Source organism: Bradyrhizobium sp. Rc2d (assembly GCF_900099855.1).
In the GTDB taxonomy this organism is placed as follows: Bacteria; Pseudomonadota; Alphaproteobacteria; order Rhizobiales; family Xanthobacteraceae; genus Bradyrhizobium.
The window spans coordinates 39715-53832 of sequence record NZ_FNCU01000009.1; the positions used below are offsets into that span (position 1 = coordinate 39715).

9 protein-coding genes and 1 pseudogene are annotated in these 14118 nt (G+C 59.8%); 9 read left to right on the forward strand and 1 reads right to left on the reverse strand.

All coding sequences use genetic code 11. The annotated features are described in order from the left end of the window. Positions 1-19 precede the first annotated feature (19 nt). The 4 genes from BLV07_RS13790 to BLV07_RS50320 all read left to right on the forward strand — a co-directional run bounded on the left by BLV07_RS13790 (position 20) and on the right by BLV07_RS50320 (position 4814). On the forward strand, positions 20-856 hold the full coding sequence (locus tag BLV07_RS13790) for an ABC transporter permease (RefSeq protein ID WP_091886173.1): 837 nt from the start codon (positions 20-22) through the stop codon (positions 854-856). 1238 nt (positions 857-2094) lie between these two features. Further along, positions 2095-3663, forward strand: a complete 1569-nt coding sequence (locus tag BLV07_RS13795) for a porin (protein ID WP_091886178.1) — start codon at positions 2095-2097, stop codon at positions 3661-3663. Positions 3664-4142: 479 nt separating this feature from the next. Continuing rightward, positions 4143-4439 (forward strand): hypothetical protein, encoded by a 297-nt coding sequence (locus BLV07_RS46130; RefSeq protein WP_143035406.1) that lies wholly within the window; start codon positions 4143-4145, stop codon positions 4437-4439. A 117-nt stretch (positions 4440-4556) separates the two neighbouring features. Beyond that, positions 4557-4814 (forward strand): DUF4236 domain-containing protein, encoded by a 258-nt coding sequence (locus BLV07_RS50320; RefSeq protein ID WP_502689995.1) that lies wholly within the window; start codon positions 4557-4559, stop codon positions 4812-4814. A 256-nt stretch (positions 4815-5070) separates the two neighbouring features. Here BLV07_RS50320 and BLV07_RS13810 read toward each other — a convergent pair whose 3' ends face one another. After that, positions 5071-5277, reverse strand: coding sequence for a cold-shock protein (locus BLV07_RS13810; protein WP_091886187.1), 207 nt, complete (start codon positions 5275-5277; stop codon positions 5071-5073). A 715-nt stretch (positions 5278-5992) separates the two neighbouring features. Here BLV07_RS13810 and BLV07_RS13820 point away from each other — a divergent pair. The 5 genes and pseudogenes from BLV07_RS13820 (at position 5993) to BLV07_RS13840 (ending at position 14034) form a co-directional block, all read left to right on the forward strand. Continuing rightward, positions 5993-8722, forward strand: a complete 2730-nt coding sequence (locus BLV07_RS13820; RefSeq protein WP_244551092.1) for a DUF5695 domain-containing protein — start codon at positions 5993-5995, stop codon at positions 8720-8722. Between the two features lie 84 nt (positions 8723-8806). After that, positions 8807-8908, forward strand: a pseudogene (locus BLV07_RS13825) (transposase); the annotation flags it as partial. A gap of 1249 nt (positions 8909-10157) precedes the next feature. Further along, positions 10158-11567, forward strand: coding sequence for an MATE family efflux transporter (locus BLV07_RS13830; protein ID WP_502689981.1), 1410 nt, complete (start codon positions 10158-10160; stop codon positions 11565-11567). 449 nt (positions 11568-12016) lie between these two features. Further along, complete coding sequence (locus BLV07_RS13835; RefSeq protein ID WP_091886192.1) at positions 12017-12241, forward strand: hypothetical protein; 225 nt, start codon at positions 12017-12019, stop codon at positions 12239-12241. Positions 12242-12480: 239 nt separating this feature from the next. Next, positions 12481-14034, forward strand: coding sequence for an alkaline phosphatase family protein (locus tag BLV07_RS13840; RefSeq protein WP_244551093.1), 1554 nt, complete (start codon positions 12481-12483; stop codon positions 14032-14034). Positions 14035-14118 lie beyond the last annotated feature (84 nt).

Below are 14118 nucleotides of genomic sequence, written 5' to 3' on the forward strand. Positions count from 1 at the left end.
AGTTCTGCCGTCTTCGAGGATGCGCAGGCTGTGGTGGTGGCGCGACCGCGCGATCGGAATAGCGGTTGTCTGGCTAGGCCTCATGCTTCTTGTCGCAATCTTTGCTGATCGCCTCGCCCCTTATGACTATGCAGCCCTCGACCTTCATCGTCGCCTCGCTGCACCTCTCGGCCTCGGCGGAACCATCGCGCATCCCTTCGGTTCGGATGAGCTCGGCCGGGACGTGCTGTCGCGCCTGGCCATATCGATCCGCATCAGCCTACTTATTGCCTTCGGGGCGACGTTGATCGGCGCCGTCCTTGGCATCACGCTTGGCATTTTAGCCGCTCACTTCCGCGGCTGGGTAGAGCAGGTCATCCTCGGTTGTGTTGATTTCCAGGCAAGCATGCCGTTTCTCGTTTTGGCACTCGCGGTGCTTGCCTGCTTCGGCAACTCTCTGCTCCTCTTCGTGGGGCTCATTGGTCTGCACGGATGGGAACGGTACGCCCGCGTCACCCGCGCGCTCGCGATGAGTTCCAACGAGCAAGCCTATGTGATCGCCGTACGCCAGCTTGGCGCAAGGCCATGGCGCGTCTACCTGCGTCACATCATGCCGAACATCGCGTCGACCTTGATCGTCACCATGACGCTCGCGTTTCCGGACATCATTCTGCTCGAGAGCGGTCTTAGCTTTCTTGGACTTGGAGTGCAGCCGCCGCTTACGTCGCTTGGCAATATGGTCGGCTACGGTCGTGACTATCTGACCCGTGCTCCCTGGATCCTTGTGCTCCCTTCGCTGGTCATCTCGCTCACGACTTTGTCAATTTCGCTCGTCGGCGATTGGCTGCGCGACCGGATCGACAAGACATTATCGTGAGGACTCCAGAACCCTGCCGTTGATCCGTCAGCCCTGCGACATCCTGCCTCTCGACTAGCTACGCATTCGAATAAAGAAGGGCACTTCGTTGCCCGGAGCCAGGATCCGCAGGAGGCCCGAGCGGCTGGGTTTGATGGACCAGCGGGGCATGTGAGCTGTTGCTGGTCGAGACATCAAGCTGTGTGCCAGCGTCCGCGAGCGTGGCGATATCACCAATCGGCTGATGAGCAAATCATACGGTGACGTACACGCGCACCATCATCTTGGGCGTGAAGGCGAAACTTCAGGACGGGTCATCGTCTATTGTCTTTCTACATGCGGGCTTGATGATGAGCTCAAGGATGATATCTGCAGCTGGCGCCGGGGCGCTCCGCGCGAGCATCACCTTTGGATTCCTGATCTTGAATCCGAGACAATGGCGGAGCTTCTCTCTCTGGTCGGAAAACGAGAGAGGATACGGATCGCGCGGGATCGGGAAGTTGACCCGAGCCAGGACACTAGGCTTGTGGCGCGACTTACGATCGGTGCTCGTGGGCGTGAATTCATATCGAGTCTCGCCGGTGCATGTTTGACTGAGTCTGCGCCGGAGTTTGGATCTGGCTACTCAACGACCAAAAGGTCGCGTTTGCCGACCTGGCCGAGTACCTGCCCCGCGTCAAGCTCATTATTGGCCGAAAGTCGCCTTGCAGAAAGAGTCGAGCTTTACGGACTTTCCGCCTGTTTTGGTGAGCCGATTTCCGGTGACCGTCATCTGCGGCGCTAACTCTGCGTCACCTGATCGACGATCGACTCTGCTTCAACGTCGTTCCTTTGGCATTGAGCGTGACCGGCAGTAATAAAGCTCCACGCCGACCCCATAGCACCCACATTAAGTGTCGGCCAACGCAACCTTAGCGCTGACCAAGCCACCCCGGCTTGGCGTGCAAATGCGACAAAGGCGGCTGAGAGCTTAGCTGCAAACGCAGTGTGCCCACATTCTATCCGCTGAGGTGCTGCATCACGGACATGCAACAGGAGGAGCCAGAAAGCTCCGTCAAGCTCTCAACGGAGTTTCTTGGGTCACTTTGGGCATCGACCCGCGATCGATATTGCGCCTGTTTTTCGAGCCGGTCGCGTTTTCTTGGAATGCCATCATTAAATCAGAACGTCCCATCGCACGATTTGATGTCTGTCACCGAAGGTTTGCGGGACGACGATACAGCCTCGCCCGCAAAAGTTCTGACCACGAGGATAGGGCAATGACATTCTCAAATTCGAGCGCTCCACATCAAACGATCAAACGGCTTGTACTGACGTCCGCGGCAAGCTTATTCGCGTTGGAAGCTGCACAAGCAGCCGACCTTCCCGCCAAGTCCAAAGCGATCGAGTACCTGAGGGTTTGCGCGCTGTATGGCGCCGGCTTCTACTACATTCCCGGCACGGACACGTGCATCAAGCTGGGTGGTTATCTGCGCGCTGACTTGGTGTTGAACAGCAACAGCGACTTTGACCCCGCAGCTAATGGTGTTGCGGGAGCTCGAAATCGCCTGAGCAATTCCTACACCTGGCGGTCGCGGGAGGGCTTGAGTATCGACACGCGCACTGCGACCGAGTACGGCGCGGTTCGCACCTTCTTCCAAGGTGTGTTCAGCTGGACCTCGGGTGGCTATATCGGTGCCGGTACAGGCGACGGTGGAGGCGCAACCATCTATAACGCTGCTGTGTCCGGAGGACAGGGCAGTGGAGCGATCGCACAGGGATCACTCGGCGTCTACTCCGCGTTTATCCAGTTCGCCGGCTTTACCGTGGGAAAGGCGGTCTCGCAGTTCTCCGCGCCTTGGACCAACTATCCGGCGAACGAATATGACGATCTACCCGGTGGCGGCGGCTGGGTCACTGGCGTGAACCAGTTGACCTATACTGCCGACTTCGGCCAAGGCATCACAGCTTCGCTCTCGGCCCAGGATCAAGTCGTTTATGGTACAACCAACATCTGGAACGTGAGCGGCGCCACGGCTGCCGGCCTCGCGACGGGGGCCTACGGCACCAACGACATCGGCGCTTCGCGCTCGCCTGACCTTATCGCGATGGCCCGCATCGATCAGGCCTGGGGCCTCTTTCAGGCGTCACTTGCTGCGCATGATAACCATGCGGCCTATTACGGTGTTGACGAAACCACCGGCCATCCAGGCGACAAATGGGGCTGGGCTGCTCAGTTGGCCTTATCACTCAAAAACATCCCGACAGGGATAGGTGACACAATCAACTTGTCCGCCGCATATACGAATGGTGCGACCCGCTACAACTTTAACGACCTCATGGCGACCACCTACACGATGTACGGCGGTACGGGCCTGGCTAGCGGTTACCAGAGCGTCGGCCTCGCCGGTCTGTCCGACTCCGTGTTCGTTGCGGGCGCCGGTCAGGAGTTGACCACGACCTACGGCTTCCGTGGTGGCTACACTCATAACTGGGATCCACAGTGGAATACGGCCGTTTATGGCGCGTGGGCCGCCGTTCGGCATGGAAGCACTGCCAAGGGCTACATCTGCGGTGCGTTCGTTGCGGGACTTGCGCTTTCGAGCGGCATGGCTGGCTGTAATCCCGATTTCAATTACGGGGTTGTTGGCCTCGTCACGCGCTGGACTCCGATCAAGAATCTGACCTTTACGGCCGATCTCGCCTACACCATGCTCGACCAAAAATACGCGAGCGAAAGCACGGTAACATTACCGCTGCTTTCGGCTGTCGCCAAACCAGCTGCGACCTACGCGTTAAAGGACCAGAGCACGCTGACACTGCTGCTCCGAGCTCAGCGCAACTGGTGAGTCTCTGCCAAACCCCAGCGATAAGGAGAAAAGAAAAGGCTCTATGGATCCACATTAACCTCCGAGGAGGCCTCCGGCATGCCCGCCGAGGGCCTCCTACATCTATGGGCAGCTTTTGGTCAGAGGGGGCACGCCCGGTCCCTTTGCGCAGATAAAGGCCTCAATCTGATCGGTGAGACACCGAAGGCACTTGGGAGATCGAGTGCGCCAGTATATGGATTACAGGCCCAACTATTGAATGTTGATTGAAAACGGACCAGGGGGCGTACTGGAACGAAACTCAAGGACTTAATTGGAGCGGCAATCCACTGGGTCCGCGGCCCGCGTGGGGATCGCCCGATTGCTGTGCTCTCTCAGAGGGGAAGGCCGAGATCAGGATCCTCAAGGCACAAATTGAGGACACTGAGGTGGATCGGCTCATTCCTGTCACCGCGTTCTGGCGCATGGTCCAGCGCCGCCCATTCTCTGGAGGTTCAGTCTTGACGAAGATCAATGTTCGAGACATTCGCGATCTCCTGGGCGAAGTCGACCGCAAGCGGCCTGCGGGCCTGAAGACGCATGTTTCACCAGCCGGCCTTTTTCCTTACCGGGCTTGTCAGTTTGACGAAGTCGTCATCAACAATGCCGCTCTGCATCCCAATAATTGCGGCATCGAAGAAGTCATCATCGGGCCCGCGTTGGGGCGACAGCAAACGATCGCAATGGAAGCCCTGTTGACCACGCATCGTATGCGTTTGACGATCAAGTGGTCGGAGATCCCTTATGTTGCGGACTGAGCGGCTTGAGCTTCCCGGTCCGGGCGGCTTTGATCTGCAGTCTCCTGTCTTGCCGCACATGAAGGCGTTCGATCTATGCGCGATAAGAAGCAAACTCACTTTGCGACCGATTTACAGATGAGTTTTCGATTTCGCCGTAGTTTTAAGACTATGCCGGGCGTCCACTTAAATCTAAGAGGCAGCGGAGCGTGCGTCTCGCTTGGCTCGCGCGGACTGCATTACACGTGCTCGCTTTATCGAGGAAGAGACGCCGCCCGACGACGCGACTGTCGTATACCAGACTTGGCGCTACGAAGGAGACCGGCGCTTCAACAACAACCGAGCTACCGATCTGCCTCTATGGTGAGATCGATCTTCGCTCGTGCAACGAAGTGAACGAGCGGATCCAGTGCTCGCGCGTTGAAGCAGCCGAGAGATTTGTCGCGTTCCCTCGCTGCAATGTCTGTTTGAGAATGCGATCCCGATAGGCGCCTTGCACGGCGCTCCGATGCGGACGACAGCGCTGATCGTCCGTCGGACAGGAAACGCCCGCAGCGGCACCGGGGGATGTGCTGAAGCCGTGTCTTCCCGCGCAAGCCAGAAGCGACTTCAGAACGCTAAAGAACCCGGCAGGTTCCTCAGGGCAAGTCGATCAGCTGATGCGCAGATTTTCGGCGCTCATCTTGCCCGAACGATCTGCCATCAGCTCATAGCTGACCCGGAGGCCTTCCGCGAGATTGGTGTAGCCGGCCTTCTCGACCGCGCTGATGTGAACGAAGACGTCAGCTCCTCCATCTTCGGGCTGGATGAAGCCGTAACCCTTGGCCGCGTTGAACCACTTCACAGTCCCCATTGCCATTGCATATCTCCAAACTGAACGTCCGCGATCCCATCGAGGGGTGCCTGACCAATAAGGACGTCCGCGCGATAGGTACATCTCCCGCTGAGCGCCCCTCACGCGTCCACAATCGTTTTCGCCGAGGACGGTTCCTGCGGGCGATTGGTCGTGGCGGAGCAGCCGGCAATGGCGGTCGCTCATCGCCAGCTGGCTCCTCGGCCTGTGCCTCGGGCTGGCTTTGTGTCACACATCGATCGAGCTTCTCGAGGGCGTCAAGGAAATTCCGTCCCTCCTCGGTGATGGTCCAGTATCCCACCTCTCGGTGGATGGGGTTTTGTCCGAAGATATCGAGGTTGGGCCCGCGGCTTTCGATGCGCTTCATGCGCGCCGGCCACTCGGGCCCGCTTGTGTAAAAAATGGCCAAGTGCTGTTTGACGAGCTCAAGACTGGCTCGGCCGTCCGATTGCCCGGCAAGCATCTTCAGTATGGACAGCTGAAAGCTCACATGCGCACGCAAAGATTCAATGAAAGCACAACAATACCGGCGCCACCCAAGGCCGGCTAGTTGCCCTTGCCAAATTCTTCTTCAGCGCCTTCTAGAGGTCATTTTGCCTCTGGCGACGATCAATTCACTCCGCATCTAGCTATTGCAGGCCTGTCGCTTTGTCGCGTTGACGTTTACGGCGCGAAACGGCATGCCTTGATGATCCGGATGGGGCAATACCGGATACGGTTGATGACGAAGACCAAAGGCATGTCCAAAGTCTGGACGTATACGCGTCGTACGATGCTGTTGGGCAGTAGCTTCTTGGCTAGCGCGTTGTTCGGAGGCGTTACGGTGCCTACACCCAATCGGCCGCAGCGCAAGGTTGCCATGGTGTTGAAGGCGGCCGACTCTCCCTTCCTCGTTGGGTGCACACAAGACGGCATTACCTCGTTGCGTTATCGTAACGATACGTATGACACGGATTATGTCCTGCCTGGAGCCGTGCTTGGGACAGCTCACGCTAGAGTTCGGCGTGCCGGATCCGAGTGGCATACGCTTCGAGCCGGCGGTGATGCAACGAAGCCGATGCATAGCGCGGCCCTTGAACTAGCAGCCCGCGATGCCGGCGTCCTTCTCACGACCCGCCTCGCAGTCGACGAGGCTGGATTGACGTGGGAGATCATGCTGCGGAACGACGGCATGGCGAGCGTGGAGGTTGGCGACCTCTATTTGCCCATGCCGATGAACACGGAATTTCGGGCAGGGCAACCGGTGTCGGTGGCTGTTTTGAAGCACAGCTTCGTCTCGGGGCATGGATCGCACATCTTCTGGATTCGCGGCAACAGCACCGGTCCCTTCCTCATGCTCTTACCGGAAGCGGACACGTCACTGGAATATTGGGATGTCCACAAGGATTCGGCCGAAGCCAGTGGGACGTGGTGCGCCTACATCTTGGGCGGGGCGGCCGCCGGCGAGGCAGTGGCGGGAGGGACTCGCTGGCGACAGCCGACCCATTCCCTGTCGCTGTCGCCGGCCGAGGAACGGCGTTACCGTCTCCGCTTTCAGTGGGTTGCCGACTATGAGGCGGCGCGCAGGGCTATCGCGGACGCCGGTCTGGTGGACGTGGAAGTAATGCCGGGCATGACGGTTCCCAACGACCTGCATGTCGACATCGCGCTTGCGTCCTCCATTCCGGTGGAACGGATCGAAGCGGAATTTACCGGCGACACGGTGGTCCAACGGTTGCCGGATCGGGCTGGCAGGCGACTGTGGCGGGTCCGGTTTTCGCGATTGGGCGAGAACCGGCTGACCCTGCACCAGCCGGGTGCGCGCCAGACCTTTCTTGAATTCTTCGCTACCGAGCCCGTCGAGACGATGATGAAGAAGCGCGCAGCCTTCATCGTGAAGCGGCAGCATCGTGACCCGTCCAAATGGTACGACGGTTTGTTTGGCGAGTGGAACATGGAGACGCAGGTCCTCCTTGGCCCGGACAATTACGACCGGATCAAGGGCTGGCGCATCTACGAGGTGACGTGCGACGATCCCGGGCTGAGCAAGCCCGCTTACCTCGCAACCAAGAATGCCGAGCATCCTGATGCGGCGGAAGTGGCGGCGCTGGACCGGTATATCGATACGTTCGTCTGGGGCGGGCTGCAACGCACCACACAGGAGGCATACGCCTACGGCCTCTACGGCATACCCGATTGGAAGCAGAACCGGGAAAGCAGCGATCCCGGCCCAAAGGGCCGCCTGCATATCTGGCGGCCTTATGACTATCCGCACATCTTCGCGATGTATTTGGCCATGCACCGCATCGCGCGTGACCATCCCGCGATACCCACCCGCCAGAGCGCACGAGATTATTTGGTACGCGCCTACGGTACGGCGCTGGCCATGTTCACGGTGCCGATGCGCGTGGTGATGTGGTCTGCCTACCGCACCGGCTTCTACAACGAATGTGTGATCCCCGAACTGGTTTCGGCGCTCACGACCGCGGGCTTGATGCGCGAGGCGGCGACGTTGGAGGCGCACTGGGCGCGTAAGGTGCGCGCCTTCGTCGATCCGAAGGCGGACCTGTTCAAATCGGAATATCCGTTCGATTCCACAGCCTTCGAATCAACGCAGGCACTGGCGCGCTCGGCCCTTGACGACCCTGACGCCATGGGGGTTTCGAAGGCGGCAGCCCGTGCCTTCGCGGAGCGTCAGATCGCTGCAAATCTGTTCTGCCGTGGCTGGCTAGAACCTGCTTATTACTACCTCGGCAGCGATTATCGCGGGACTGCGGGCGACGCCTATACGCTGACTTACATGGCGCAGATGGGCGGCTGGGCGCTGCTTGATCATGCGCTGAACGATGCAAACGACCCGCATCCGCTCCTTCGTCTCGGCTATGCCTCACAACTCAGCGCGTGGGCTTTGCTGAACAGCGGCCCTGCGTCGACCGGTTATGGCTATTGGTATCCGGACGAGGAGAACGACGGCGCGGCCGGTGGCGGCTTCGAGCCGGCGCCGAGCGGGACCACATGGCTCGGTCAGCCGCATCACCGTGGAGCGTGGTATTACTCGTGCGAGATCGACCTGGGATTTTGTGGAGCGGTCCGCGCTGCTGCGACGATCGTTGCCGACGATCCCATCTTTGGGCAGGTTTGTTACGGTGGCATCATGGAGACGTTCGCTCACACCCTGCGTATCTGGCCACGTGATGGCGTGCGGCGACGGCTCAACCTGCGGCTCCAGTCTCTCCGATTGGACTTGGTGCTGCTTGATGCCCGATTCCGGGGGGATGGACCGATCATTCTGAACTTGGGGGAGGGGTGGATCAGCCTTACGCCAGAGCCGTTTGCCCCATCTGCATCGGGAGTGACGTTCGAATTGCGGTACGATGACGGGAGGAAGCGCAAGGAAGTCGTCGACATCACGGACAGCAAGATCATCGTCCGCTTGCCTGTGGCGCGCTTACCGCGGGTTCAGGTTCGCTAGTGTTGCCGATTATCGGGTGCGATCGGCACTTATGGCCTGCTATTCCACGCGGCTTCCGAGGCGATGACGATCATCGTTGCAAATCCCGAGCCTCTCGGCGCACGTATCCGCATCACCGCGCTGCTGCATACCTCGGGTTCGGCGATGACCCACCATCCGCACATCCACATGATCGTGCCGGGTGGCATCGGCGGCAAATTCAATAATCGTTGAAATATGGAAAAAGTGATTGCCGTGGCCGCCCTCTCCCGGGAGAATCGCCTCTCTAGTCGTCGACCTTGTCAACCCCGCTTTTTGTCTGAGCGGCTAGAGCTTTTCGGGGGCGCTTGGCCGTGTGGCATGCCGGCAGAAGAGGGACCGGCCGTCTAGCTAGCCCCTTTGCCTGCCGTTCCGTGATCCGCTCGCCCCACGATTGGAGGCAGTCTGTTGCGCAAACATGACGCCATTGCACGAGCTGGTGCCGCAACAGTTCATACAATTCAAGATTAGCCCGTTCGCTCGCGCTCATGAACCATCTGCGTATTCCAGGAATGGTGATCAGCGATTCCAGGCGATCGCGATCACGGATTCCAGACGATGGTGATCACTTGCGGAGGCGAACACGACTGACGCGTTAAATGTGTGCTGAAAATAGTCTTCCTGGTCAAGACGGGCGGAAGGGCTTGGAGATCGCTCCGGCGGTCCATGGGAGAGCCCCGCGCGCGGCGCGGAGTGGCCCCCACGAGCGACGCAGCGGCGCGCGGGAGGGACCTGTGGGGCCGGTTGTGATTCAGTAGCGAGCAGGCGCGAGTGTACAGAGCTCGTGACGAATCATCCCGTCAGATATTCATAACCCCAGATCTTCATAACCGATGAAATCGCCACTCATCGTGTGGTCGCATCGCCGCCCTCAGGGGATCGAGCGTGCAATGCAGACTGTCCTATTTGCGACATGCTGTCGATCCCGCGAGAGGCCGCTTGGATGAGTAAGCATCTATAATTAAGCTGTCGCAGTTGGCATGGGCTTTGAAGGGTAGAGTCTCATCATTGCTCAGGAGTGCAGGTATGGCTTACGGGATGATGGCCCTCAGTTCATGGCGTGGATCGGGTCCGAGTTCGGGTGCTGCAATCTTCGCATCAACGGCTCGCGTATGAATTTGCCTCTGTGATCGACCTCGCTCGAGCCCGATGCGCGCCGTCACCGTTGCGCGATTGCGGCGATTGTCCAAGTCTGCGGCGGCACCTGCAGCCTCTCCTTGGCGCTTATCGCATGCGAAAATCGAGACCGCGCTGGTCGAAGCCCTGCGTCCAAGCCGTGGTCCGTTTTCGCGCCTAAACGTGCGGCCGCAGGAGGCTGCCTGTGAGCCTTCATCGCGGGCTGACCGCGAATTCCGGTCAGGAAGCGGCCCGCGAATGAGGCGGCACGTCGTTCGCCGACGCCAAGGGCGGCATGATTATGGACAAGATAGCCAAGACAAGACCGGTATCAATCTCGCGAAAAGTGACTGGACGGACGGCCATCCATCGTTTCGCTGTCGAGCTCAGCGAAACCGCGAAACTCGCGTGGCCAATGGTGCTGACGCAGGTTGGGCAGATCGCAATGATGACGACTGATCTTGCCTTCATCGGGCGCATCAGTACTGAGGCGCTCGCCGCGGCAGCGCTGGCAGGCCGGTTCTATCTCATCAGCGTCACCTTCGGCGTGGGGCTACTAAGTGCGATCGCGCCTTTGGCAGCGCAGGCGTTTGGCGCGAATAATCTAGCCGCGGTACGGCGTACGCTGCGCATGGGCTTATGGACCGCCCTGGTCCTGTCGTTCCCGATCATTGCTGTGGCGCTGCGAGCAGAGCAAATACTGCTTGCGTTAGGCCAGGCCCCAGATGTGGCGCGGCTTGCCCAGCAATACTTGTTCGGATTAGCCTTCAGCGCGGCTCCGGCACTGGCGTTTTTGGCTATCCGCAGTTTCATGGGGGCGGTCAATCGGCCACAGCCTGTCTTCTGGATTACGCTGTCAGCCATCCCCCTCAATGCCTTGCTGGTCTATATGCTGATCTATGGGAAGCTTGGGCTGCCCCGGCTGGAGCTGTTCGGGGCAGGGCTTGCGACCACGCTGGTGAACTGCGGGATGTTTTTGGCCGGTTTGTGGTTCGCTGCACTGCGCCAGCCGTTCCGTGACTACCATGTGCTTGCGCAACTCTGGCGTTTCGATTTGCGCGCAATGCGGCAGCTCATCGCAATTGGAACGCCGATCTCCATCGCGTCATTGATCGAGTCGGGACTATTTTGGGCCACGTCGCTGCTGGCCGGCTTGATCAGCACCAGTGCACTGGTCGCTCATCAGATCGTTGTTCAGATCGCCGCGATCCTGTTCATGATTTATGTCGGCGTTGCCACGGCCGCAGCCGTGCGCGTAGGCCATGCAGCCGGCCGCGACGACAGTGCAGGCGTCAAGCGGGCAAATCTGGCCGCGATGCTGATCGGTATTGTCATAGCTGCAACGCTAACCCTCGCGCTGATCGCCGCGCGTTTTGAGATCGTCGAGCTGTTCCTGGGCAGATCGGCCGGCGATTCCGAGGCAACGATCGGTCTCGCTGCAAAGCTCCTCATGGTTGGCGCAACCCTCTTTATCACTGACGCCGCCCAGTGCATTGCGGCAGGCGGCCTGCGCGGACTGAAGGACACGCGGGTGCCGCTTCTGTTTGCGGCCATTGCTTGGTGGCTGATCGGCTTTTCCCTCAGCTATTGGCTCGGCCTGAGGGTCGGTTTGGGCGCCATTGGTATATGGATTGGCTTGTCGATCGGAACCACCATCTATGCGGCGCTCCTCGTCCTGCGGTTCCGCCACTTGACAAGCCGCGTTCACTGATGCGCGCAGCATCACGCCTGGCAAACGGCGACGATACGCCAGCTTGCTTGCCGGTGCCGATGCGACCGGGTCGAACGCAAGACTGGCTGAAGAAGTGAACGTTGCGCTTCATGGCGCGACTGCAAAGATAGGTAAGAGGAGATAGCAACTAGCATCGTATTCTTCGATGATTTCGTTTCAAAAAACGATAACCAAAGTGGCTAGCTCGTTTGAGAGTGGGTAGGAATCCTTAAAATGTCCTCTGACCACTTGCAGGCTTTCAAACTTGTCACTCTTGGCAGCATGGCTCAACGAATCCCTCCCTTCGAGAACAAAGCCCGCAAATCGTGCGGCCCAGCGGCGCGCACCGGGCGTCGATGCGATCACTGTTAGTCAGGCATATCAATTTTCAACACGCCGACAGGTGTGTGCAAGCTCCACAGCTGCGGAATTCCTCCCAACTACACGAGATGGATCGCAATCGCTGGATCAAGCCGCCACGCGAAACGACCCACATCAGCCACGATTCCTGGCTCAGTCGCAATGGCGACCAGATCGGGATCGGCTACGGCGGCGAGCAGGTTCGCTTGGACGCGGGATTTGCCAATCTTGCTTGCGACGCCAAGGCGACCCTCGGTTTGTTCGATGTCCTGCCTAACGTCCCGCCGGGGTTGGGCGGCCCTCAAGGCCTGTGATAAATTCCGAGGCTTTGCGCTGCGCCCGGAGACGTGCATTAGGCGACCATGCTCAGACACTGCAGCCACTGTCCAATCCAACTCGGCCCAGACTACGGCTGAGGAGAGCTGCTGGCGCTCGCGAGCCGATAATCCCCGCTCGGGATCGGTCGACACGCTGGCCGGGCGTTGGTCAGCATAGCCGGGAGCTCCGTACCCGCATTGCGCTAGCGCTAGCGATCGGCGTCCGCTCCAAGTCGATGGCGCTGGCGCGTCAGCCAAGTCCTGGGCGCTCCGGATCCGCTACCTCCCAGCTAGACGAAAGCTTTACGATCATGTTCGAACGACCGCACCGGAATCGGGTTCTCATCGTGCTGTTCGACGGGCTTCGACCCGATCTCGTCAAGCCATCACTAACGCCGAATCTGGTCAGGCTTCAGCGCCGCGGTGCGGTGCTGGCCCGGCAGCGCACCGTCTATCCCAGCGAAACACGAATAGCGCTCACAAGCCTCGTGACGGGCGCGACGCCGGATCGCCACGGCATCGTTGGAAACTCATATCTCGACCAGCAGTCGCCGATTCCGCGCTCCGTCGACACGAGTGACGCGCGCATGATCGAGGATCTTGATGCCGCGAGCGGCGGCCATCTACTAGGTGTGCCGTCACTTGGCGAGATCCTAGCGGCGAACGGCAGGACCTTCGCGGTCCTGGCTTCCAACTCGGCGGGGGCAACGCGCCTGCTGAACCATAAGGCTCGAAAGTTCGGCCAAGTGACGCTCTCCGGTCACTTCCCTTGCATCGCGACCTCGGCCGAGATGCTCCGAGAAGTGGAGACTCTGCTGGGGCCGACGCCGGCGCCCCCGCCCACGGGCACCCCAGATCTTGCCTCTCAAGCCTTTCTTACTTCAGCGTTCCTCGACGTAATCTGGCCTCGGCTTCGGCCCGACGTCGCAATCCTCTCCTTCGGCGAGCCCGATATCTCCTCGCACGATTGTGGGACTGGCGCGCCAAAGACGCTTGAAGCAATCAGCTTTGTCGATCGGCAGTTTGGCCGCGTGTTCGATTGGTGGGAGGCTGAGGGCTTGTCCCAAGGCGTGCACCTGATCGCCGCCTCCGATCATGGACACGTGACGGTGCATGCGAGGGCCGATCTATTCGAGACGCTTGAGGCTGCCGGGCTGCGCTGCGGCCCGACACCGGCGGCCGGGATCGATGCGATCGTCATACCTGGGCAGGTCGGAGCAATTTACCTCACCGAGCCATCCGAAATCGTTATCCGCCGCGCGGTCGGGGCGATGATCGAAAGGCCCTGGTGTGGGCCGGTGTTCACCGCGGGTGGCGCGGTCGATGGCATTGCACCGGGCAGCTTTGCCCGCCATTTGGTGTTCGCCGACCATGCCCGATCGGCAGACATCCTGTTCTCGTTCCGGTCGGATGACAGACTCGATCCATTTGGCCTTAGCGGCCGCACTTGGAGTGCGGATGGGCCTGTCGGCTTCGGAGTGCACGGCGGGTTGCATGTCAAGGAGATGTCGTCGGTCGGCATTTTGGCGGGACCGCTGATCAAAGGCGACTTCGTCTCACAAGTCCCCTCGAGTATTTGCGATTTTGCGCCGACGGTGCTCGGTCTTCTGGGCCTCTCGCGGCCGGCAACGATGACCGGTCGTGCCCTCGCAGAGGTCTTTATCCATGATGGAGAGGACCTGCCTAGTACGATTGAGAAGATATACGAGACCAGCAGCGGCGCATACCGGCAGCACCTTCGTCGCGTGCAGGTCGGCGAGGCCGTCTATCTTGATTCTGCAGACGTCTAGCTCCTCCCAGCAACCTGACATAAAATGAGCGTCGATCCGCAGACCTCATCAAGGGGGGTAGTCGCGTTGCGTACCTCGGTCCGT